Here is a 19931-nt window from a genome sequence, read left to right on the forward strand (position 1 = left end):
GCATCTATCAGCATCCTAACCAGCTGGCAATTCAACAACAAAGCAGGCTCCATGCGGTTCGTTATCCCTTACACGCACGAACCCATTGTGATCCGAGACGATGCTGCTGACTATGGCAAGACCAAGGCCTGTGCCCGTTTTTTTTGTTGAAAAATAAGGTTCAAAGAGACGTGGCTTATCTTCTGGAGATATTCCTGGCCCGTTATCTGAAATAGTTAAAGATGCCATTTTCAATTCAGCATCGTAGCTGCTCCTGATAACGACCGTTCCCTGCTCGTTCATGGCTGAAACGGAATTTTCCAGTATGTTTATCACTACCCTTTTAATCTGGTTTCTGTCGATTTTTAGCTGTGGCATGCTTATATCCGGTACAAAATCAAAAAGAACTCCACGATGGGCCTCTTGATAAAGCGTTAATGTTTCTTTAATGATTGCATTCAGGTCATTTGGTTCAGGCTGAATGGCGGGCATCCGAGCGAAATTGGAAAACTCATTCACAAGATTTTTAAGGTCATCTACTGACTTAATAATCATTTCTGTACATTCGTCAAAAACTTTTTCATCGTCACTGAAACGTGCCAAATATCTTTTGCGCAAGCGTTGAGCTGAGAGTTGAATTGGGGTGAGAGGGTTTTTAATTTCGTGCGCAATCCGACGGGCGACTTCACGCCATGCGGCCATTCGCTGGGCTTTCATAACCTGTGTCAGGTCATCAAGAACCAGGACAGTTCCAATAAAGTCACCAGCGTCGTCCCGCAGTACTGTTAGATGGAGATGAAGCGCCAGACGTGCTCCTTTAACATCAAGAAATATCTGACGATTAATTGTATCCTGTTTGGAAAGCATTAACTCTTTAAGAGTTTCTTTGACGATTTCCATGTGCGTATCGCACAAAATCTCACGAAAATTCTGACCAAGGACTGTACCGGGATTAATGCTTAAAAGCTTTTCTGCCGATTTATTTATTGTAGTAATAGAACCAGTCTTATCTACCGATATGACACCGGCAGCAACATTCCTAAGCACTATTTCCATGTACCTTCGACGTTGCTCACTTTCCTGATTGATACGGAACAATTCGAGATTAGAATTATTCAGAGCAAGCTGCTTTGCCCGCAAATCATTCGTCATCAGATTGAATGACTGTACAAGCATCCCAATCTCATCAACTGAAACCGATTTTATGTGAACCGATAGATTTCCGTCTGCAACGGCGCGTGTTGCTTCAACTAACTCCTGAAGTGGCTTCGTCATACTGTTAGCAAGGTATACTCCCATCCAATACGCAAAGAACGCCAAAACCATGGTGATTAGAAAAAGAGTCAGAATATAGCCTGCACGAATAGGATTCTTAAGGATCTTCAACTGCCGAAATTCATGGTAGGACTCTGTGATCTCCTTCATTTTGTTAACCAGCGAGTATGGTACGTAATAGTTGACCACTACTGCACCAACAATATCTTTTTCATTCCAGGTCGAGTAGATGGGAACGATTCCGCGAATAAGGTCAGCTTTTCCCATTGAATTTATGCGTGTCAATTCGGCTCCCTCAAGGCCGCGGTTGATATCTTCAGAGGTTGGATTTGTAAACTCACTTTTAGGGACGGAAGGGTTAGACACCCGGACAAGTTCTTCCCTCTGGGCTGAATAAACCTCAACAACCCCTAGATTATATTCACTCTGCTTCTGTCGAATCAGCTCTTTCAGCTGCGGCAGATTGTCTTGATTTATCAGTTTATTTTTCCTGATAAACCCACTTATCTGACGACCATAGTAGAGTGCATTAGAGGCGGAGTTCTTATAATAAGTCTGGGCCACTTCCAGAGACTCACTCAACGATGTTTCAACCTGATTATTAAACCAGTTGTGCACTGTGTTATTTATGAAACCCGCGGCAGCAAAGAACAGCAGTAAGGTAGGCACTAATGACAAACCAACAAAACAAAAGACAAGCTTTGTCCTGAGTCGTGTCGCCAAAGGATTGGTCCGACTCTCCAGCAACAACTTGACCACATTCCGGCAAACAAGGTAAACCAGCAAAATCACAAGAAGAATCACTACATTTATCACGGCAAAAATGGCGATATTATTACCCATTGGAGCATTCGCACTCAATTGAGTCAATCGTATCTCTGCGGTCGTCAAAACCAATATAAGCAATGTGGCCAGGACAATGATTATTGCTTCGCGAATTCGCTTATTGCGTTCCTCTTTAGGCAGGTTGTGAGGAGTCACTCACAGCCTCCCAGAACGAATGATGGCATACACAAGCCAAAGACCGATGACACCAGCGACGGTATATCCCATAAATGCAAGAACAGGAAACCCAAGTAATTGGGGACCTTTGTCTGTTTGCATAATAATTGAAGAACCAATAATGAGAGCCGATAGAATAAGGCTGGACGATAAGCGATTCATTGATCTATCAAAGTCATTTAGAAGCCGGTCAAACCCACGATGCTCAACATCGATTTTAAATTTGTTACGATTAATTCGATTTATTATTTCCTTAAGGTCTCGAGGTAAGTTGCGGGCAAGGCTTACGTAGGAAGAGAAAATAGAATTGATATCTTTTGAAATTTTGCCTGGAGAATACTTTTGGCGTACTGCCCTTTCCATATAGGGACGTAAATGTTCAACCATATTGAAGTTTGGATCAAGATTACGTCCCATTCCTTCAATTACTACAAGAGCCTTGGTCAGAAGCATAAGGTCTGGTTGAATACGAATATTATAGTGAGAAATCAGATCAATAAATTCCTGCAACATCCGACCTACTTCTACATCTTTGAGTGGTATTTCATAATATCCATCTATAAAGTTAAACAGATCGTGCTTCAGTGCTCTGGTATTGAGCGAATCAGGAACATCACCGGCATGGAAGAGCAGTGAAACTACCTCATCCATGTTCCGCCCAACTATAGCAAACAGGATATCGCTTAGAAAATTTTTAAGTTCTTCATCAAGCCGACCAACAATTCCGTAATCCAAGAGACAAATCACGTTTCCAGGCATAATCAAAACATTGCCTGGGTGGGGGTCTCCATGAAAAAAGCCATGTTTAAGTACCATTTCTAAAAAAACATCTGCTCCACGATGTGCCAACAGTTGGCGATCGTAGCTAGCACAATCAAGGGCATCAAGATCTGAAACCTTGATCCCATCAATATACTCCATCGTTAAAACGCCGCGTGCGCTAGCTTCCCAATACACCTTTGGGAAATACATCCCCTTAAAGTCTAAAAGATTGGACTTAAATTTTTCAATAGTGTGCCCTTCTCGTGTAAAGTCCATCTCACGCCTGATGCTACGTGTAAATTCCCTTACAAGCCCGACCGGATCATATAGATCACTACTAGGAATGTGCTTTTCTGCTAGACGTGCCAATCCCATTAATGCAGATATATCAGACTCAACCAGTTCAACCACTCCTGGTCGGCGAACTTTAATGGCGACTACTTCCCCTGTAAGTAGATACGCGCGATGGACCTGAGCTATGGACGCAGCTGCAAGAGCATCGGGTTCAATACTTGAGAAGAAATTGCCAGTAGGGCCTCCCAATTCATATTCGATCTGTTTTTTTACAGCTTCAAAAGAAAAACAAGGAACACTGTCCTGAAGTTTCTCAAACTCAAGTACAAATGCACGGGGTATTACATCAGAGCGTGTAGAAAGTATTTGACCAAGTTTTATGAAAGTTGGCCCCAACTCTTCCAAAGCCATACGAAGTCGCTCAGCAGCAGTAAATCGTTCTAGAATAGACGCATCTCTTTTTAAAAATCTACGGCTTCTTTCTACAATCTCACTTAAACCAAGCATTACAAATACCTGGTCAAAACCGTAAGAGCTGAGTACTCGAACAATGTTCAGGTATCGCTTAAGATTACGAATGTTCCCAGTTATTTTAAATAAAGAAAGCATTAACCTAATCCGTCTGATTTGCACTCAAGTATTTGTATGCGTTTTTCTAATCTTTCAAATTCTTCACGAGTAACAAGGCCAAAACGGTCGACTGCTTTCTGCACTTCGAAATCAGCCATTTCTTGGATTTTTCCCCTGCTTTCTTTTGCAAGTGATTGAAGTCTGTCAATGTACCCACGACCCTCTTCCTCTGTCATTTTGTATTTGTCTTTCATCTCAGAAACTAGCTCTTCTGCTTTTTTTTGTGTTAACGCAGCAGCCCCAATGGTAGTCAGTACAGCTTTTTCTAGAAGTTCGAACATTTTACACCTCCGAAAAATGACGGTAGTTTCTGACGAAATAATATCATATGACAATGGTCTTGCAAAAGGACATTGTGGCTTTTTTGCATCATTTAATGGTAGATTGTATTTACTTTGATGATTAGACCACAACAAAGGGATCAATATGCGTATCAGTGAAAAATTGAGTAGAGCTAATCTGGCTAAGAAGGAAAATAAATGTAAGATTGCAGGAACAGCTGATAGTGTTTTTGCGGTGCAGATGCAACAGAAACAACTTGTCGCCAGTGATTATGAGCAGGAAGTAATAGATTTACGTCAGAATATCGATCAGGTAGGACAGGAACTAGAGAAGGAGCCAAACCTCGGAAATTTTCGAAAATTTCGTGAGTTGCTTAGCAAACTGGTAACCCGAATTGGAAAGGAAGCATACAGGCTAGACAAAATAGGGGGGACAAGTCAGAATCCTCGATATTATGAAATTGTAACAATAATAAACCAGGAAGCCGATCGTTTATATGAAATGATAGTCAATGAACAGCGTGACCGCATGGCAATTACCGCTAAAGTGATAGGCATTAAAGGATTGGTTGTAGACCTAATCACATAAGGTGTTGGAAAAGCTTGTCCTGCCTTTCTAACAGTTGTTATAAATAAAAAAGGGCTTTGGTTTACTCCAAAGCCCCCATAAAAATATTTTCTTACGGTTTAGTCGGCACTTGCTTCACAAGCTAGTTCATCTGAAGCGCCTGTCTCCGCAGGAGCAGCCACTACTTTTTCAGCCACTGGCTTTACGGGTTTTTGTTTTGGTGCCTTAGGTGTAAAGGCTTCTTCAACCAATTCAATCATAGATACCGGGGCAGTATCACCCTGACGAATACCAAGCTTGATTATTCGAGTATATCCACCAGCTCGTTCTTTATATCGAGGAGCAATGGTACTAAACAATTTAGTTACCACTGACTTTTCGCGAATGTAAGAAGCGGCCAAACGCATGGAATGAAGATCACCTCGCTTGCCAAGGGTGATCATTTTTTCAGCAACTGAACGTATTTCTTTAGCCTTTGCATCAGTTGTTGTGATTTTCTCATGGCTCAATAATGAAGTAACCATGTTTCTGAACATTGCTTCTCTGTGGCTAGTTTTTCTACCAAGTCGCCTGCCTGCTTTACTATGACGCATAACTATTTCCTTTCTGAAACGGTAACAGTAGTGACTATTACTCTTCTTCTTTTTGATCGCCTCGCAGGCGGCGCACAATTTCGGGGTCCGGGAAAGATTCTAATTTCATCCCGAAAGTAAGACCCATATCACAAAGAATATCTTTAATTTCGTTTAAAGATTTCCTTCCAAAATTTTGAGTCTTGAGCATTTCAGCTTCTGTTTTGGAAACCAGCTCGCCAATAAATTTTATTCCTGCATTTTTTAAACAGTTTGCTGAACGAACTGAGAGCTCAAGTTCTTCAACAGTACGATATAAATTTTCGTTAATCTTATCGGTATCTTCTTGGGACTCTTCAAGTTGTTGAGGTTCCAATTCCTCGTCAAAGTTTATAAAAATGGTAAGTTGCTCTTTCATGATTTTAGCAGCATAGGCAAGTGCATCTTCAGGCTTTGCACTTCCATCTGTCCAAATCTCAATAGTAAGCTTATCATAATCAGTCATCTGCCCTACACGAGCATTGGAAACAGTGAAATTAACCTTTTTTATAGGGGCATAAATGGAGTCGATTGGGATTGTGCCTACCGGTGCTTTCTCATCGCGGTTGCGATCGGCAGAAACGTATCCTTTACCCATACGGACCGTCATGTCCATTTCAAAATTTGCATCCTTGCCGCAAGTAGCTATATGATGATCTGGGTTCATTATTTCAACATTATGACCCACAATAAAATCACCAGCCTTTACTATGCCTTCACCCTTATGGACAACACGAATAGAAGTCTGGTCCATCGTGTGCATTTTAAGGCGTACACCTTTTAGGTTGAGGATAATATCAGTTACATCTTCGGTAACACCCTGAATAGCAGAAAACTCGTGTAAAACCCCTTTTATACGAACAGATGTTATTGCAGCACCCTGAAGTGAAGAGATTAGAATTCTCCTGAGTGAATTACCTAGTGTAGTCCCAAAACCACGTTCAAAAGGCTCTGCAAAAAATTTTCCATACGTATCTGAAAGCGATTCTTTCTCAACCTGTAACTGTTTCGGTCTGATAAGATCGCGCCAGTTTTTATACATTACAACCTCCTCCGGAATTATTTAATCCGGTTCTGGATGTTACGAGCAAATTACATACTCCCCCGTTTATTTGGAGTATAGTTCAACTACTAACTGCTCCTGAATTGGGGTTGTTATATCTTCGCGGGTTGGCGTACCTTTAACGCTACCCTTATACCCGTCCCGATCAAGTTCAAGCCATTGTGGTACTCCACGACGCACTACAGCCTCAAGAGCATCATTTACAGTTACAATAGTTCGACTTTTTTCGCGGAGAGCAATAATATCTCCTACTCTGACCTGGATTGATGGAATATCAACCTTTCTACCATTCAAAGTAAAGTGCCCATGGCGTACAATCTGTCGCGATTCACTTCGTGAGGAGGCAAAACCGAGACGATAGACGACATTGTCCAAACGTCTTTCTAGTAAAGAAAGTAGATTTTCGCCCGTAACACCCTTCATACGATCAGCTTCTTGGAAATAGCCACGGAACTGTTTCTCTAAAAGCCCGTAAATTCTACGGACCTTTTGTTTTTCACGAAGCTGTACACCATAAGCCGATGTTTTAGTACGCCCTTGGCCATGTTGGCCCGGGGGATAATTACGACGCTTTATTGCACACTTATCAGTGTAACAACGATCGCCTTTCAGAAAAAGTTCCATGTTTTCTCTTCTGCACAAACGGCATGAAGGTCCTGTATAGCGAGCCAATGAAAACCTCCTTAATCTTGGTTACTTGATTATACCCGACGTCTTTTCGGAGGACGGCAACCATTGTGTGGTATTGGCGTCACATCCTTAATAAAGCTTATGCTAAACCCGGCAGCTTGAAGTGCACGCAAAGCAGATTCACGACCAGAACCGGGACCTTTTACATAAACTTCCACATTCCTTAAGCCGTGCTCTTGAGCTTTTTTTGCGCAGTCTTCTGCAGCAATTTGAGCAGCGAATGGCGTACTTTTCCGGGATCCTTTAAATCCTTTGGCCCCTGCTGTAGACCAGGCTATGACATTTCCGACCGGATCAGTAATGGTAATTATTGTGTTATTAAAGGTTGCTTGAATATGAGCCACACCATTGGTTATATTCTTGCGTTCTTTTTTCTTGCGAACAACTTTTTTTGCGGGACTAGCCATTATAATTCTCCGGGCTTATGGTGGATTATTTCTTTTTACCGGCAACTGTGCGAGCAGGACCTTTACGCGTACGGGCATTGGTTTTAGTACGTTGTCCCCTCACCGGCAACCCTTTTCTGTGACGAAGACCACGATAACAACCAAGATCCATTAGTCTTTTAATGTTCATAGAGATTTCTCTGCGGAGATCCCCTTCAACTTTACTGTTGCGATCGATCTCTTCACGCAGACGAGACACTTCGGCCTCTGTAAGTTTATCTGTCCGAGTGTCGGGATCAATATTTGTTGCAGCAACAATATTCTCTGCCGTCGAAGTACCTATTCCATAAATATAGGTTAGGGCAACCACTATCCGCTTGTTCTTTGGTAGGTCAATACCAGCAATTCGTGCCAATTGAACGTCCTCCTTTAATTACTCATCCCTGACGCTGTGAATGTTTGGGGATATCGCAGATAACGCGGACAACACCCTTACGTTTAATGATCTTGCACTTGTCACAGATTTTCTTAACTGATGCACGCACTTTCATGTAACTCCCCTTCACGCATTATATAATCTGCGTCAGAATATCAGGTCCATTTTCCGTTATCGCCACAGTGTGTTCAAAATGAGCTGAATAACCGCCATCTTTTGTTACAACAGTCCAACCATCGTTAAGTATTTCTACTTCGTGAGATTTTTCATTAATCATTGGCTCTATCGCAAAAACCATACCTGGCTTTAGCTTAACACCTTTGCCGGGCAATCCAAAATTAGGTATTTGCGGCTCTTCGTGCAAGCTACGGCCAATACCATGGCCAACAAACTCACGTACGACAGAAAAACCTCGGGTCTCTACATACTTTTGAATAGCAAAAGAGATATCAGACAGCCTTGCTCCGGGTATGGCTTTCATTATACCCTGATGCAGGGATTCCTCAGTTACCTTGAGTAAAGACTGTACAGATTCATTAACAACACCAACGGGAACCGTTATAGCTGCGTCGCCGTAAAAATCATCATAAAGAATCCCAAAATCAAGACTTAGAATGTCTCCGTTTTTTAGAGGCGTCGAATTAGGTATTCCATGGACCACCTGCTCATTCGGAGAACAGCACAAAGAGCTTGGATAACTCATGTAACCTTTAAATGCCGCTTTTGCTTTGTGTTTTTTTGCTGCATGAGCTGCAAGAGCGTCTAAATCATTGGTTGTAATGCCAGGCAAAACTTGCTCTTTTAAAAAAGCAAGCACCTCAGCAACGATCCGACAGGAAACCCGCATTCTCTCGATCTCTCGAGAAGACTTAAGAATGATCACCAGATAATCCCTGAACAACCCCGACTATTCTCTGCCTTATTTCCTCAACACTACCAACACCCTGGACGCTACGCAGCAATCCAAGTTGCTCATAATAAGCTTTGAGCGGGGCGGTCTGGTTCTCATAGGTTAATAGTCTATTTTTAATAGACTCCTCATGATCATCTGTCCTCTGAACAAGCTCACCCTTGCACCAATCACAGACCCCTTCTACTTTGGGCGGGGCATACATGTTATGGTAACCTTTGCCACAGGCGACACATGTCCTGCGACCAGAAAGACGCTGGATAATCATGTCACTAGGAACTTCAAGTGAAATAACATGGTCAATTTTCACTTGCAATCCCGACAAAATATCGGCCAGACCGTCAGCTTGCTGAATTGTCCGAGGGAAGCCATCCAGAATAAAACCCGCAGCACAATCCTGTAGAACAATGCGATCGCGAATGACACCTAAAACGACTTCATCAGGCAGGAGGCTTCCTGCGTCCATAATTGCTTTAGCCTTCAAACCGAGGTCTGTTTGAGCCTTTACAGCAGCACGTAAAATATCTCCAGTTGAAATCTGGGGAATATTAAAACGATCTACAATGAACTGCGATTGAGTTCCTTTGCCAGCCCCAGGCGGGCCGAAAAGAATCAGGTTCATACTTACTTTCTCCCCTTGATTCTAACGCCCTTCAAGAAACCTTCATAGTTCCGCGTAATGAGGTGTGATTCAATTTGCGCAACAGTATCCATGCCAACACCAACAGCAATCAACAACGCTGTTCCACCAAAGTAGAACGGGAGATTGAACTTGCCGATGAGTATCGAAGGCAATACACACACGATTGATATATATATTGCACCAGCAAAGGTAAGCCTAGTCAATACACTATCCATAAAATCTGATGTCTCTTTACCGGGCCTAATGCCGGGTATATACCCACCATGCTTCTTAATATTTTCAGCAACATCCACAGGATTAAACGTTACAGCCGTATAGAAGTAACAGAAAAATACTATGAATGCAACAAAAAATATATTGTAAACCCAGTTTCCTGGCGTAAGGCTATGAGCAGCCTTCTGGACCCATGGAATACCAATGAAATTGGCAATAGTTGCCGGAAACATAATAATGGAGGAAGCAAATATCGGTGGTATAACTCCAGCCATATTTACCTTGAGTGGCAAGTGAGACGACTGTGCATTAAAGGTTTTAAGGCCGACGACTTTTTTTGCATAATGGATAGGGAGCCGCCGCTGACCACGTTCAACAAATACAACACCAGCAATGACCAAAAACATAAGCGCAAAAACAAATAGAATGGCAAACAGAGAAATTTGTCCGGCGCTTAAAAGTCTTAGTGTATTACCTATCGCCGCTGGTATCCTAGCGACAATACCAGCAAAAATGATGAGTGATATACCGTTTCCAATGCCTTTCTCCGACATTTGCTCGCCAAGCCACATTATAAATGCGGTTCCTGCAGTCAAAGTGAGAACTGTCATTAAACGGAACGACCATCCTGGAGTTGGCACAACCAACTCGCCAGCGGGTCCACGCATACTTTCAAGCCCAATTGAGATTCCTAAACCTTGTACTAAGCTTAATAGCACAGTGCCATATCGGGTGTACTGTATTATTTTTTTCCTGCCAGACTCCCCTTCCTTAGAAAGTTTTTCAATAGCAGGAGCCACCACAGTAAGAAGCTGAAATATAATAGAAGAGGAGATATAGGGCATAATCCCCAAAGCAAAGACAGTTAATCTTTCAAGAGCACCACCAGAGAACATATCAAAAAGACCAAGTAGGGTGCCTTGTGCCTGCTTAAAAAAATGTGCCAGAGCTAACCGGTCTATCCCTGGGACAGGTATATGGCAACCAATCCTGTAAACAGCCAGCATCCCCAGCGAAAACAAAACTCTCTTCTTAAGTTCAGGTATCTTGAAAATGTTCTTGAGTGCATCAAGCACTAGTTCTTCTCCTCTGCCGATCCACCCGCTGCAATGATTTTTTCTTTTGCGGATTGGGTGAATTTAGTTGCACAAATTTTAAGAGATTTAACAATCTCACCATCACCAAGAATTTTAATGTTACAGCCTGCGGATTTAATTAACCCTTTGGATGCAAGAGCAGCGGCATCGACAGTAGATCCCGCGTCAAAAACATCAAGCTGCTTAAGATTTACAAGAGAATACTCAATACGACTGAGTGGGGTAAAACCGCGCTTCGGCAAACGGCGTTGAAGCGGCATTTGTCCACCCTCGAATCCGGCCTTGATACTTCCCCCGGAACGAGCCTTCTGGCCTTTATGTCCTTTGCCTGCTGTTTTTCCATGCCCAGAACCTGGCCCACGTCCGATTCTTTTTCCTTGCTTTGTTGAACCCAGTGCTGGTTTAAGAGTGTTCAAATCCATAATTTTCACCTTTTACTGTGCGATATTCAACATGTGACTAATTTTGGCAATCATACCACGAACCTCTGGTGTGTCAGCTAACTCAACGGTTTTGTTAAGTTTGGTTAGACCCAGTCCAGCGACGATGTCACGGTGCTTTTTTGCTTTCCCTATAGTGCTTTTTACAAGCGTTATTTTTATTTTTTCGCTCATGGCGACTCACCTCAAAAATTATTCGGTTAAACCGCGGCGTGCAGCCATTTCCTCTGGGGACTTTAAACGCTGAAGTCCTGCAAAAGCGGCTTTAACAACGTTATGTGGATTGTTTGAACCCAGGCACTTGGAGAGGATATTGTTGATTCCCGCGGCTTCAAAAATAGCACGTGCAGCGCCACCAGCGATAACACCGGTACCTGCGGAAGCAGGCTTCATCAAAAGTTTACCTGCACCAAACTTCCCCTCAATTTCAAAGGGAATGGTCTGACTCTGGTTTACTGGAACCTTAATAAGACTCTTCTTCGCCTGTTCCACACCCTTTCGGATGGCTTCCGGAACTTCATTCGCTTTACCTAAGCCATAGCCAACATGTCCATTACCATCACCGACAACAATCAGTGCTGAAAAGCTGAAGCGTCTTCCGCCTTTTACAACTTTGGCAACTCGACTGATATGTACTACACGGTCAGTAAGATTCAGATCCGCCGGATTTATTCTACTCAATGAAAACCTCCTCGAACTCTTTAAAAAAGAAGTCCGGCCTCGCGGGCCGCATCTGCCAGTGCTTTAATTCTGCCATGGTAAAGAAAACCGTTGCGATCAAAAACTACTGAAGCATAACCTTTTTCAATAGCCAGTTTGGCAACATCCTTGCCGACTTGTACTGCAGAGTTGACGTTACCGGTATAACCTGAACTCTCTACAGATAAGGTGGAACATGCTGCTAGAGTCACACCTTTTGTGTCATCAATAAGTTGAGCGTATATATGACGCGCACTTTTGAATACATTTAAACGCGGACGTTCCGCTGTGCCGCGAATTTTTTTCCGAACTCGTACCTGACGTTTCAGCCTTGTTATTGTTTTAAGTGCAGTCTTTGCCACAGCTATCTCTCCTTATAAAGACTATTTCTTGCCAGTTTTCCCGGCTTTTCTCAGGATAGTCTCGTCAGCATATTTGATTCCCTTGCCCTTGTAAGGTTCTGGTGAGCGAAAGGACCTGATTTTAGCGGCGGTCTGTCCTACCAGTTCTTTATCAAAGCCTTTAATAGATAATTTTGTCATTTTTTCAACATCAATAACAATACCATCAGGGATAGGAAAATTAACAGGATGGGAATAACCAAGGCTTAATACAAGTTCCTTACCCTTGACCTCGGCACGATAACCGACGCCATTTATTTCCAGGTCGGTTTTAAACCCCTTTGTAACACCAACAACCATGTTGTTGATCAGTGTACGTGTCAGGCCATGGGCTGATCGCGTAGCGGTGAGTTCGTCATTGCGAACTACACTGAGACTTGTCTCCGATATATTCAGAGTGACGCAATCCATTATCTGACGTGATAGCTTACCGTTTGGTCCCTGTACTGTAAGTACCGAGTCGGTGAATGCAAGTTTTACGTCTTTAGTTATTTCTATCGGGAGTTTCCCTATTCTCGACATTGCTTCTTACTCCTTGATTTCAAAATTACCAGACGGTGCAAAGAATTTCGCCACCCACACCAGCTTTACGGGCAGCACTGTCAGTAATGATACCCTTAGAAGTGGAGAGGATAGCGACCCCTAATCCACTCTTTACTGACGGGATCTCTTCAGATTTAACATAAACCCGACCGCCTGGTTTACTGACGCGTTTGATTTCATTGATAACAGCGTCTTTTTCATCAATGTATTTCAGATATACTCTCAACACACCCTGAAGATTGTCTGAAATAACTTTATAGTTCTTGATGAAACCTTCCTGTTTGAGGACGGTTGCAATATTGACTTTCAAGGTTGAAGATGGAATGTCAACTTTTTGGTGCTTAACCATGTTGGCGTTTCTTATTCTGGTCAGCATGTCGGCGATAGGGTCTGTCATGGACATCGTACTATACTCCTGTCAATTTCTTAAAGAGTTGTTGATTACCAGCTAGATTTAATCACGCCGGGTATTTGCCCAATAGATGCATATTTACGTAGGCATATTCTGCACATCTTGAATTTGCGGTAAAACGCCTTGGGACGACCGCAAACCTCACAACGACTATGCTGTTGTACTTTGAACTTTGGTTTACGCTGGGATTTAATGATCATTGAAACTTTTGCCACGGAATCCTCCAAATATATCTTTAGTTCCTGAACGGCATGCCCAGGTACTTAAGCAGCGCCCTGCCCTCTTCATCGGTTTTAGCGCTTGTAACGATTGTTATATTCATACCCTTGATCTTGTCAACAGTATCATAATTAATCTCAGGAAAGATAAGTTGTTCCTTAATCCCAAGAGTATAGTTGCCTTTACCATCGAAAGCTTTTGGAGAGACGCCCTTGAAATCTCGCACTCTCGCAAGAGAAACATTCATAAGACGATCAAGAAATTCATACATTCTTTCACGGCGTAACGTTACCATGCAGCCAATGGGCATTCCTTGACGAAGCTTAAAAGTAGCGATAGACTTTTTGGCCTTGGTAATAACAGACTTCTGTCCGGTAATTGAATTAAGCTCTGTAGCCGCGGAATCAAGAATTTTAACGTTTTGAATCGCTTCACCCAAGCCCATATTGACAACTACTTTTATTATTTTAGGCACTTCCATCACATTTTTATAATTGAAGTCAGCCTGCAACTTCTGAACAACATCTGATGTGTAAAATTCTCTCAAACGAGCCATTAATCACTTCCTCCTGTTTATTTCTCGAGAGTATTGTCGCATTTGACACAGACTCTCTGCTTGTCGCCGTTTTCCAAAACCTGTCGCCGAAACCTGACCGGCTTGGCGCATTTTGCGCAATACGGCATGACATTGGAGATGTGGATAATGGCTTCCTTCTCCTTGATACCGCCAGGCTCATTGCCGCGTGCCTTTACATGGCGTTTAACCATATTAAGACCTTCAACGATAACGCCATTTTTTTTGGGAACAAGTTGAAGAATTTTGCCGGTTTTGTTCTTTTCTTTTCCGGCAATAACCATAACTGTTTCGCCCTTGCTGACATGTGATTTTGTGGCTTGCATCGTTTTCTCCGATTAATTAAAGTACTTCTGGTGCAAGTGAAATGATCTTCATAAACTTTTTGGCACGCAGCTCACGCGCTACCGGCCCAAATATGCGGCTGCCGACAGGTTCTTTCTGATTGTTGATCACAACACCGGAATTATCATCAAAGCGTATATATGATCCGTCAGGACGCCCAAGTTCCTTGGCTGTTCTGACAATAACAACTTTGACAACATCGCCTTTTTTTACTTTGGAATTAGGAAGAGCCTCACGTACTGAGGCAACGATGATATCACCGATTCCTGCATATTTTCGTTTGGACCCTCCCAAAACTTTTATGCAGAATAATTTTTTTGCACCGGAGTTGTCGGCCACATCCAGTATGGATTGCATCTGTATCATTACTCAGTACCCCTGTCTTAAGAGATGCATTAATTGTTAACCTGTTTAAGATTCCACCGCTTATCTTTACTCAAAGGGCGACATTCAATGATCTGCACGCGGTCGCCAATTTTGCAGCTGTTATTTTCATCGTGTACCTTGTAGGTAACACTTCGTTTTATATATTTGTTGTAAACTGAGTGTTTTACAAGACGATCGACCTTGACAACAATTGTCTTGTCCATCCTGTCACTCACTACAACTCCTTCTTGTGTTCTTCGGTGACCGCGTTCACTCATCTGTTGCTCCTATGCCTTGCTCTCGGTGAGGATTGTGTTAATTCTTGCGATACCCTGGCGGATATCTTTAAGTTTAGCAGTATTTTCAAGCCGGCCAGTGTGCAGCTGAAACTTAAGATTAAAAAGTTCCTGGGTGAGTTCACCCTTTTTGGCTGCAAGCTCGGCAGCAGTCATTTTTCGCAACTCGTTAGGCTTCATTGCTTTCACTCCTGGCAATAAACTTGGTTGAAAGAGGCAATTTATGTGCCGCGAGCCTAAAGGCTTCACGAGCGATTTCTTCAGTTACACCCTCCATCTCGTAGAGGATCGTGCCTGGTTTGATAACTGCAACCCATGAATCTGGCGATCCCTTACCTTTACCCATCCTAGTTTCAGCAGGTTTTGAGGTAAGAGGCTTGTCAGGAAAAACCCGAATCCAAATTTTGCCACCCCTCTTAATGTAGCGAGTCATAGCAATACGGGCAGCTTCAATCTGACGGGAATCAAGCCAGCCGCATTCTGTGGCCTGAAGCCCGAATTCTCCGAAGGAAAGAGTGATTCCACGGCATGGTGTACCGGTCATGCGCCCTTTCATCTGCTTTCTATGTTTAACCCGTTTCGGCATTAACATTGAAACTTACTCCTGTTCTGCGAAATAGTTATTGTCCAGGAAGAACTTCACCCTTAAAAATAAGAACCTTGATACCAATCAAACCATATGTTGTTTTGGCCTCAGCAAAGCCATAATCAATATCTGCACGAAGCGTGTGAAGGGGCACCCGCCCTTCTCGGTACCATTCGGTACGAGACATTTCAGCCCCACCCAAGCGACCGGAACAAGTTATGCGGATTCCTTTTGCCCCGAATTTAAGGGCGGAAGTAACGCTTTTCTTCATGGCGCGGCGGAAGGCAATTCTTCGCTCTAACTGAAGCGCCACATTTTCAGCAACTAACTGGGCATCAAGCTCTGGCTTGCGTACTTCATTAATATTTATAAAAATCTCTTTTGATGTGAGAGTGGACAGTTCCTTCTTTATAGTTTCAACCTCAGATCCTTTTTTACCGATAATAAGACCCGGCCTAGCAGTAAAAATGTTGATCTTGGTCTTGTTGGCGGCCCGTTCAATTTCGATTTTCGAGATACCTGAACTATATAGTCGCTTTTTCAAAAAAGCACGAATCTTAAGGTCTTCATGAAGAAGTTTTGCGTAATCAGCTTCAGCATACCATTTGGAGTCCCAAGTCTTTATGACTCCAAGTCTGAAGCCTATTGGATTAATTTTTTGTCCCAAACTACACCTCCGAGTTATAAAACTATTTCGAATCTGAGAGAGTTACACAGATATGGCTGGTTGGCTTACGAATTTTGCTGGCGCGCCCCATGGCACGCGGCAAAAATCGTTTGAGCACTGCCCCGCCATCAACAAAGATGGTCTTTACAAACAGGCGATCAACATCAGACACACCTTTTTGTTCGGCATTGGCAACTGCTGATTTTAACAGTTTGCTTATAAGTTTTGCAGAAGGTTGCGGGAGAAACCTCAACGTGTTGAGAGCCTCCTGAATGCCTTTTCCTCTAACAAGATCGACCACCAAGCGGGTCTTTCGCGGGGAAAGGCGAACTGATGTCAGTTTTGCGTTGGATTCCATGTAAAGCTCCCTTAACTACTTCTTAACTTTGCTCTTTTTGTCGGCGGCATGGCCGTGAAAAGTACGAGTTGGGGAAAATTCGCCCAACTTATGACCAACCATATTTTCTGTTACATATACGGGTATGAACTTACGGCCATTATGAACTGCTAGGTTGATACCAATAAATTCAGGAGTAATTGTCGAGCGGCGTGACCAGGTTTTTATAACTTTTTTTGAACCGGGAGTTTCTGCCTGAACCTTCTTATTCAGATGTTCATCTACAAAAGGACCCTTTTTAATTGAACGTGCCATGTTTCAGCCCCTCACGCGTTATTTGCTGCGCTTCTTAACAATGAAGCGATCTGATGATTTGTTCGTTCTAGTTTTGTAACCCTTAGTCGGGATACCCCATGGGGTTACAGGATGACGTCCGCCAGAGGTACGACCTTCACCTCCACCATGCGGATGATCAACAGGGTTCATGGCAACACCACGTACTTTCGGACGTTTGCCAAGCCAGCGTGAACGGCCAGCTTTACCAATATTTATTTTTTCATGATCAACATTTCCAACTTGGCCGATGGTTGCATAGCAGTCCTGAAGAACCATGCGCACTTCGCCAGAAGGAAGTTTGACCTGTGAATATCTGCCTTCTTTAGCCATCAACTGCGCAAAAGTACCAGCACTACGAGCAAGTTGCGCACCCTTGCCGATTTTAAGCTCGATATTATGGATAATAGTACCAAGAGGAATCGACTTGAGCGGCAGAGCATTACCCGGCTTTATGTCGGCTTCTGGTCCACTGAGTATCATATCGCCAACTTTGAGATCTAGAGGCGCTAGGATATAGCGTTTCTCGCCATCAACATAGTGCAACAGCGCAATACGTGCACTTCTGCACGGATCATATTCAATGCTGGCCACTTTCGCTGGTATGCTCAGCTTATCACGCCGAAAATCAATGATACGAAACTTCTGTTTATGACCGCCACCCTGATGACGAGAGGTAATTCTGCCATAGGAGTTTCTTCCACCTGATTTCTTGAGCTTTACAAGAAGGGACTTCTCAGGTGCTGCGGAGGTGATTTCTTCAAACGTCGAACAGGTCTGATGACGACGGCCTGCTGATGTAGGTTTGTAGCTTTTGATTCCCATTATAAACCCCGAAAGAGTTGATTAAACCTCAAAAAAATCTAAGGACTGACCCTTTTGAAGGGTCACGTAGGCTTTTTTCCAGTTTGACTTTTTGCCAAAATTACGACCATAACGTTTAACTTTACCTGCAACGTTTACGGTTCTCACTGTTTCAACCTTTACCTTGAAGAGATCTTCTACAGCCTTCTTGATCTCAATTTTATTGGCATCTCTATCAACCACCACCGCAACGGTGTTAGTTGCATCACTGCCAAGAGAAGTTTTTTCAGTGACGTGAGGTTTCTTTATTATCGAATAGATATTCATTTCTGAAGAGCTCCTTCAACAGATTGTACGGCGCTCTGTGTAATAATAATGTTTTTGTACTTCAGCATATCATGAATATTTAACGCATCATGCTTAAGCAGTTTGATATGAGGTACATTACGGCAAGAGAGCTGCAGATTATGCGTGAAATTATCAGTTATAATCAGCGAACGCTCAATCTCGAACCGCTTCATAAAGCCAACAAAACCCTTTGTTGAGATTGCATCAAAATCAAGCTTATCCATAACTGTGATACGCTCATTTTTGAATTGAAATGAGAGTGCTGACCTCAATGCTGCATTTCTGGCTTTTTTGTTCATGCTCAGAGTGTAATCCCTGGGCCGGGGTCCGAAGGCAACACCACCACCAGGATATTGAGGAGCACGAACATTTCCCTGTCGAGCGTTACCGGTTCCCTTTTGTTTAAAAGGTTTTTTGTTGCTGCCGGCAACTTCTGAGCGGGTTTTGGTTTTCACTGTTCCAGCTCTACGGTTGGCGAGCTGAATACGGAGAGCAAGGTGCATCAAGTACTCCTTGATCTCAGTATTGAATACTTCTTCAGACAGCTCTACTTCACCCACCTTCTGTCTGTCCATGTTGAAAACTGCTATCGAAGGCATATGAATCTCCCGCTTAATTACTTAATTGCTTTAACGCTATTTTTAATAATAACTACGTTATTACGATGTCCAGGAATTGCTCCCTTTATCATGAGCAGGTTCTGATCCGCATCCACTCTGACAATTTGAAGCCTTTGAACAGTTACCTGTACATTACCCATTTGACCAGGCATCTTTTTATTTTTAAATACCCGCGATGGCGTTGCTGAGCAACCAATGGAACCTGGTGCGCGATGAAAACGCGAACCGTGAGATGCGCGACCGCCAGCAAAATTGTAACGCTTCATGACTCCTTGGAACCCTTTACCAATGCTGGTTCCAGTGACATCCACGTAGTCACCTTCGGCGAACTGATCAACATTCAGGGTGTCACCGATATTCATTTCATTCAAATTTTCAAATTTGAACTCTTTGAGGTGTCTAAAAACGCCATGACCTGCTTTGGTGCAATGTCCAAGAAAAGGTTTAGTTGCTGCCGCTGCCTTGGCTGTTTCGAAACCTACTTGAACGGCATCATAGCCATCAGATTTGGTGGTCTTTTTCTGCAAAACAACGCAGGGACCTGCCTGAACAATTGTCACTGGAAGACAAGTGCCATCTTCCAAGAATATCTGGGTCATGCCCAGTTTTTTTCCGATTATGCCTTTTTTCATATCTGTTCCCGTTCGAAAAAAGTCTATTAAAGTTTAATTTCTACATCTACACCAGCAGACAGGTCCAATTTCATGAGTGCGTCTACTGTTTGTTGCGTTGGATCAAGTATATCGATCAGACGTTTGTGAGTCCTAATCTCAAACTGATCACGTGATTTCTTATCAACATGTGGTCCACGAAGTACACAGTACTTGTTTATCACAGTTGGTAGCGGAATAGGACCAGCAACACGGGCACCGGTTCTTTTAGCAGTATCAACAATTTCATTTACGGACACATCAAGTAACTTGTGGTCGTACGCCTTGAGGCGGATTCTGATCTTCTGGCTCTGCATTGATATCCTCGTATCGTTACTTATTCAATAATCGAACTGACGACGCCGGCGCCAACGGTACGTCCACCTTCACGGATCGCAAAACGAAGACCTTCGTCCATAGCGATCGGAGTGATCAAGTTAACAGTCACAGC

35 protein-coding genes are annotated in these 19931 nt (G+C 43.1%); 1 reads left to right on the top strand and 34 read right to left on the bottom strand.

The window, feature by feature from the left end:
- Positions 1-15: 15 nt before the first annotated feature.
- From KJB30_RS16330 to KJB30_RS16340, 3 genes are read right to left on the bottom strand one after another with little or no spacing between them, the layout of a single operon-like run.
- On the bottom strand, positions 16-2235 hold the full coding sequence (locus KJB30_RS16330) for a sensor histidine kinase (protein ID WP_214301321.1): 2220 nt from the start codon (positions 2233-2235) through the stop codon (positions 16-18).
- Positions 2236-3921, bottom strand: a complete 1686-nt coding sequence (locus tag KJB30_RS16335; protein WP_214301323.1) for an ABC1 kinase family protein — start codon at positions 3919-3921, stop codon at positions 2236-2238.
- Positions 3921-4223, bottom strand: a complete 303-nt coding sequence (locus KJB30_RS16340; protein WP_214301325.1) for a phasin family protein — start codon at positions 4221-4223, stop codon at positions 3921-3923. The genes KJB30_RS16335 and KJB30_RS16340 overlap by 1 nt, the downstream gene beginning before the upstream one ends.
- 145 nt (positions 4224-4368) lie before the next feature.
- Here KJB30_RS16340 and KJB30_RS16345 point away from each other — a divergent pair, with 145 nt between their 5' ends.
- On the top strand, positions 4369-4812 hold the full coding sequence (locus tag KJB30_RS16345) for a YaaR family protein (protein ID WP_214301327.1): 444 nt from the start codon (positions 4369-4371) through the stop codon (positions 4810-4812).
- A gap of 98 nt (positions 4813-4910) precedes the next feature.
- Here KJB30_RS16345 and rplQ read toward each other — a convergent pair whose 3' ends face one another.
- The 31 genes from rplQ to KJB30_RS16500 form a co-directional block, all read right to left on the bottom strand.
- Complete coding sequence (rplQ, locus tag KJB30_RS16350) at positions 4911-5384, bottom strand: 50S ribosomal protein L17 (protein WP_214301329.1); 474 nt, start codon at positions 5382-5384, stop codon at positions 4911-4913.
- Between the two features lie 37 nt (positions 5385-5421).
- Positions 5422-6444: a DNA-directed RNA polymerase subunit alpha gene (locus KJB30_RS16355; protein WP_214301331.1), complete on the bottom strand. Its 1023-nt coding sequence runs from the start codon at positions 6442-6444 to the stop codon at positions 5422-5424.
- Positions 6445-6510: 66 nt separating this feature from the next.
- Positions 6511-7137, bottom strand: a complete 627-nt coding sequence (gene rpsD, locus KJB30_RS16360) for a 30S ribosomal protein S4 (RefSeq protein ID WP_214301339.1) — start codon at positions 7135-7137, stop codon at positions 6511-6513.
- Between the two features lie 29 nt (positions 7138-7166).
- The gene (gene rpsK / locus KJB30_RS16365; protein WP_214301341.1) at positions 7167-7562 is read right to left on the bottom strand and encodes a 30S ribosomal protein S11; all 396 of its coding nucleotides are present in this window, start codon (positions 7560-7562) and stop codon (positions 7167-7169) included.
- 25 nt (positions 7563-7587) lie between these two features.
- The gene (gene rpsM, locus KJB30_RS16370) at positions 7588-7956 is read right to left on the bottom strand and encodes a 30S ribosomal protein S13 (protein WP_214301343.1); all 369 of its coding nucleotides are present in this window, start codon (positions 7954-7956) and stop codon (positions 7588-7590) included.
- A gap of 22 nt (positions 7957-7978) precedes the next feature.
- Positions 7979-8092, bottom strand: a complete 114-nt coding sequence (gene rpmJ / locus KJB30_RS16375; protein ID WP_173197078.1) for a 50S ribosomal protein L36 — start codon at positions 8090-8092, stop codon at positions 7979-7981.
- Between the two features lie 18 nt (positions 8093-8110).
- Positions 8111-8860 carry a type I methionyl aminopeptidase gene (map, locus tag KJB30_RS16380; RefSeq protein ID WP_214301345.1) on the bottom strand — a complete coding sequence of 250 codons (750 nt, stop codon included), beginning with the start codon at positions 8858-8860 and terminating at the stop codon, positions 8111-8113.
- On the bottom strand, positions 8847-9509 hold the full coding sequence (locus KJB30_RS16385; RefSeq protein WP_214301347.1) for an adenylate kinase: 663 nt from the start codon (positions 9507-9509) through the stop codon (positions 8847-8849). Before KJB30_RS16385 ends, map begins: the two co-directional genes overlap by 14 nt.
- Positions 9510-9511: 2 nt before the next feature.
- Positions 9512-10819 (bottom strand): preprotein translocase subunit SecY, encoded by a 1308-nt coding sequence (secY, locus tag KJB30_RS16390; protein WP_214301348.1) that lies wholly within the window; start codon positions 10817-10819, stop codon positions 9512-9514.
- Complete coding sequence (gene rplO, locus KJB30_RS16395; protein WP_214301349.1) at positions 10819-11262, bottom strand: 50S ribosomal protein L15; 444 nt, start codon at positions 11260-11262, stop codon at positions 10819-10821. Before rplO ends, secY begins: the two co-directional genes overlap by 1 nt.
- Positions 11263-11274: 12 nt before the next feature.
- Positions 11275-11454 carry a 50S ribosomal protein L30 gene (rpmD, locus tag KJB30_RS16400; RefSeq protein WP_214301351.1) on the bottom strand — a complete coding sequence of 60 codons (180 nt, stop codon included), beginning with the start codon at positions 11452-11454 and terminating at the stop codon, positions 11275-11277.
- Positions 11455-11472: 18 nt separating this feature from the next.
- Positions 11473-11961 (bottom strand): 30S ribosomal protein S5, encoded by a 489-nt coding sequence (rpsE, locus tag KJB30_RS16405; protein WP_214301353.1) that lies wholly within the window; start codon positions 11959-11961, stop codon positions 11473-11475.
- A gap of 20 nt (positions 11962-11981) precedes the next feature.
- The gene (gene rplR, locus KJB30_RS16410; protein ID WP_214301355.1) at positions 11982-12341 is read right to left on the bottom strand and encodes a 50S ribosomal protein L18; all 360 of its coding nucleotides are present in this window, start codon (positions 12339-12341) and stop codon (positions 11982-11984) included.
- 21 nt (positions 12342-12362) lie between these two features.
- Entirely contained in the window at positions 12363-12902 is a 540-nt protein-coding gene (gene rplF / locus KJB30_RS16415) for a 50S ribosomal protein L6 (protein WP_214301357.1), read from the bottom strand.
- Between the two features lie 25 nt (positions 12903-12927).
- A complete protein-coding gene (rpsH, locus tag KJB30_RS16420; protein ID WP_214301359.1) occupies positions 12928-13326 on the bottom strand; it encodes a 30S ribosomal protein S8 in 399 nt (132 codons plus the stop codon).
- Between the two features lie 38 nt (positions 13327-13364).
- Positions 13365-13550, bottom strand: a complete 186-nt coding sequence (locus KJB30_RS16425) for a type Z 30S ribosomal protein S14 (RefSeq protein ID WP_214301361.1) — start codon at positions 13548-13550, stop codon at positions 13365-13367.
- Between the two features lie 20 nt (positions 13551-13570).
- Complete coding sequence (rplE, locus tag KJB30_RS16430; RefSeq protein WP_214301363.1) at positions 13571-14110, bottom strand: 50S ribosomal protein L5; 540 nt, start codon at positions 14108-14110, stop codon at positions 13571-13573.
- Between the two features lie 17 nt (positions 14111-14127).
- Positions 14128-14454 (bottom strand): 50S ribosomal protein L24, encoded by a 327-nt coding sequence (gene rplX / locus KJB30_RS16435; protein ID WP_214301370.1) that lies wholly within the window; start codon positions 14452-14454, stop codon positions 14128-14130.
- A 16-nt stretch (positions 14455-14470) separates the two neighbouring features.
- The gene (gene rplN / locus KJB30_RS16440) at positions 14471-14839 is read right to left on the bottom strand and encodes a 50S ribosomal protein L14 (protein ID WP_214301372.1); all 369 of its coding nucleotides are present in this window, start codon (positions 14837-14839) and stop codon (positions 14471-14473) included.
- Positions 14840-14868: 29 nt separating this feature from the next.
- Positions 14869-15117: a 30S ribosomal protein S17 gene (rpsQ, locus tag KJB30_RS16445; RefSeq protein ID WP_214301374.1), complete on the bottom strand. Its 249-nt coding sequence runs from the start codon at positions 15115-15117 to the stop codon at positions 14869-14871.
- A 9-nt stretch (positions 15118-15126) separates the two neighbouring features.
- Positions 15127-15315: a 50S ribosomal protein L29 gene (gene rpmC, locus KJB30_RS16450; RefSeq protein ID WP_214301376.1), complete on the bottom strand. Its 189-nt coding sequence runs from the start codon at positions 15313-15315 to the stop codon at positions 15127-15129.
- Positions 15305-15727 carry a 50S ribosomal protein L16 gene (gene rplP, locus KJB30_RS16455; protein WP_214301378.1) on the bottom strand — a complete coding sequence of 141 codons (423 nt, stop codon included), beginning with the start codon at positions 15725-15727 and terminating at the stop codon, positions 15305-15307. The genes rpmC and rplP overlap by 11 nt, the downstream gene beginning before the upstream one ends.
- A 28-nt stretch (positions 15728-15755) precedes the next feature.
- Entirely contained in the window at positions 15756-16388 is a 633-nt protein-coding gene (gene rpsC, locus KJB30_RS16460) for a 30S ribosomal protein S3 (protein WP_214301380.1), read from the bottom strand.
- 22 nt (positions 16389-16410) lie between these two features.
- A complete protein-coding gene (rplV, locus tag KJB30_RS16465; RefSeq protein ID WP_214301382.1) occupies positions 16411-16746 on the bottom strand; it encodes a 50S ribosomal protein L22 in 336 nt (111 codons plus the stop codon).
- A gap of 15 nt (positions 16747-16761) precedes the next feature.
- On the bottom strand, positions 16762-17040 hold the full coding sequence (rpsS, locus tag KJB30_RS16470) for a 30S ribosomal protein S19 (protein WP_214301384.1): 279 nt from the start codon (positions 17038-17040) through the stop codon (positions 16762-16764).
- 18 nt (positions 17041-17058) lie between these two features.
- Complete coding sequence (gene rplB, locus KJB30_RS16475; protein ID WP_214301386.1) at positions 17059-17883, bottom strand: 50S ribosomal protein L2; 825 nt, start codon at positions 17881-17883, stop codon at positions 17059-17061.
- A gap of 21 nt (positions 17884-17904) precedes the next feature.
- Positions 17905-18189 carry a 50S ribosomal protein L23 gene (rplW, locus tag KJB30_RS16480; protein WP_214301387.1) on the bottom strand — a complete coding sequence of 95 codons (285 nt, stop codon included), beginning with the start codon at positions 18187-18189 and terminating at the stop codon, positions 17905-17907.
- Positions 18186-18809: a 50S ribosomal protein L4 gene (rplD, locus tag KJB30_RS16485; protein WP_214301389.1), complete on the bottom strand. Its 624-nt coding sequence runs from the start codon at positions 18807-18809 to the stop codon at positions 18186-18188. Before rplD ends, rplW begins: the two co-directional genes overlap by 4 nt.
- Positions 18810-18826: 17 nt before the next feature.
- Positions 18827-19462 (bottom strand): 50S ribosomal protein L3, encoded by a 636-nt coding sequence (rplC, locus tag KJB30_RS16490; protein WP_214301391.1) that lies wholly within the window; start codon positions 19460-19462, stop codon positions 18827-18829.
- A gap of 26 nt (positions 19463-19488) precedes the next feature.
- Entirely contained in the window at positions 19489-19797 is a 309-nt protein-coding gene (gene rpsJ / locus KJB30_RS16495) for a 30S ribosomal protein S10 (RefSeq protein ID WP_173197017.1), read from the bottom strand.
- Positions 19798-19817: 20 nt separating this feature from the next.
- A partial coding sequence (locus tag KJB30_RS16500; protein ID WP_214301393.1) for an EF-Tu C-terminal domain-related protein occupies positions 19818-19931 on the bottom strand: 114 nt, incomplete at its 5' end.

The sequence above is a fragment of the Pelotalea chapellei genome, from assembly GCF_018531195.1.
Taxonomy (GTDB): domain Bacteria; phylum Desulfobacterota; class Desulfuromonadia; order Geobacterales; family Pseudopelobacteraceae; genus Pelotalea; species Pelotalea chapellei.

Bases quoted from the DNA above. Each gene is read 5' to 3' on its own strand.
- rplP (WP_214301378.1), bottom strand. From the start codon at position 15,727: ATGTTAATGCCGAAACGGGTTAAACATAGAAAGCAGATGAAAGGGCGC.
- KJB30_RS16335 (WP_214301323.1), bottom strand. From the start codon at position 3,921: ATGCTTTCTTTATTTAAAATAACTGGGAACATTCGTAATCTTAAGCGA.
- rplW (WP_214301387.1), bottom strand. From the start codon at position 18,189: ATGAATATCTATTCGATAATAAAGAAACCTCACGTCACTGAAAAAACT.
- rplQ (WP_214301329.1), bottom strand. From the start codon at position 5,384: ATGCGTCATAGTAAAGCAGGCAGGCGACTTGGTAGAAAAACTAGCCAC.
- KJB30_RS16355 (WP_214301331.1), bottom strand. From the start codon at position 6,444: ATGTATAAAAACTGGCGCGATCTTATCAGACCGAAACAGTTACAGGTT.
- KJB30_RS16340 (WP_214301325.1), bottom strand. From the start codon at position 4,223: ATGTTCGAACTTCTAGAAAAAGCTGTACTGACTACCATTGGGGCTGCT.
- rpmC (WP_214301376.1), bottom strand. From the start codon at position 15,315: ATGAAGCCTAACGAGTTGCGAAAAATGACTGCTGCCGAGCTTGCAGCC.
- rplD (WP_214301389.1), bottom strand. From the start codon at position 18,809: ATGCCTTCGATAGCAGTTTTCAACATGGACAGACAGAAGGTGGGTGAA.
- rplV (WP_214301382.1), bottom strand. From the start codon at position 16,746: ATGGAATCCAACGCAAAACTGACATCAGTTCGCCTTTCCCCGCGAAAG.
- rplF (WP_214301357.1), bottom strand. From the start codon at position 12,902: ATGTCGAGAATAGGGAAACTCCCGATAGAAATAACTAAAGACGTAAAA.
- rplX (WP_214301370.1), bottom strand. From the start codon at position 14,454: ATGCAAGCCACAAAATCACATGTCAGCAAGGGCGAAACAGTTATGGTT.
- rpsK (WP_214301341.1), bottom strand. From the start codon at position 7,562: ATGGCTAGTCCCGCAAAAAAAGTTGTTCGCAAGAAAAAAGAACGCAAG.
- rplE (WP_214301363.1), bottom strand. From the start codon at position 14,110: ATGGCTCGTTTGAGAGAATTTTACACATCAGATGTTGTTCAGAAGTTG.
- rplO (WP_214301349.1), bottom strand. From the start codon at position 11,262: ATGGATTTGAACACTCTTAAACCAGCACTGGGTTCAACAAAGCAAGGA.
- rplB (WP_214301386.1), bottom strand. From the start codon at position 17,883: ATGGGAATCAAAAGCTACAAACCTACATCAGCAGGCCGTCGTCATCAG.
- rpsQ (WP_214301374.1), bottom strand. From the start codon at position 15,117: ATGAGTGAACGCGGTCACCGAAGAACACAAGAAGGAGTTGTAGTGAGT.
- rpsS (WP_214301384.1), bottom strand. From the start codon at position 17,040: ATGGCACGTTCAATTAAAAAGGGTCCTTTTGTAGATGAACATCTGAAT.
- rplN (WP_214301372.1), bottom strand. From the start codon at position 14,839: ATGATACAGATGCAATCCATACTGGATGTGGCCGACAACTCCGGTGCA.
- rplC (WP_214301391.1), bottom strand. From the start codon at position 19,462: ATGAAAAAAGGCATAATCGGAAAAAAACTGGGCATGACCCAGATATTC.
- rpsJ (WP_173197017.1), bottom strand. From the start codon at position 19,797: ATGCAGAGCCAGAAGATCAGAATCCGCCTCAAGGCGTACGACCACAAG.
- rpmJ (WP_173197078.1), bottom strand. From the start codon at position 8,092: ATGAAAGTGCGTGCATCAGTTAAGAAAATCTGTGACAAGTGCAAGATC.
- rpmD (WP_214301351.1), bottom strand. From the start codon at position 11,454: ATGAGCGAAAAAATAAAAATAACGCTTGTAAAAAGCACTATAGGGAAA.
- rpsH (WP_214301359.1), bottom strand. From the start codon at position 13,326: ATGTCCATGACAGACCCTATCGCCGACATGCTGACCAGAATAAGAAAC.
- KJB30_RS16345 (WP_214301327.1), top strand. From the start codon at position 4,369: ATGCGTATCAGTGAAAAATTGAGTAGAGCTAATCTGGCTAAGAAGGAA.
- KJB30_RS16385 (WP_214301347.1), bottom strand. From the start codon at position 9,509: ATGAACCTGATTCTTTTCGGCCCGCCTGGGGCTGGCAAAGGAACTCAA.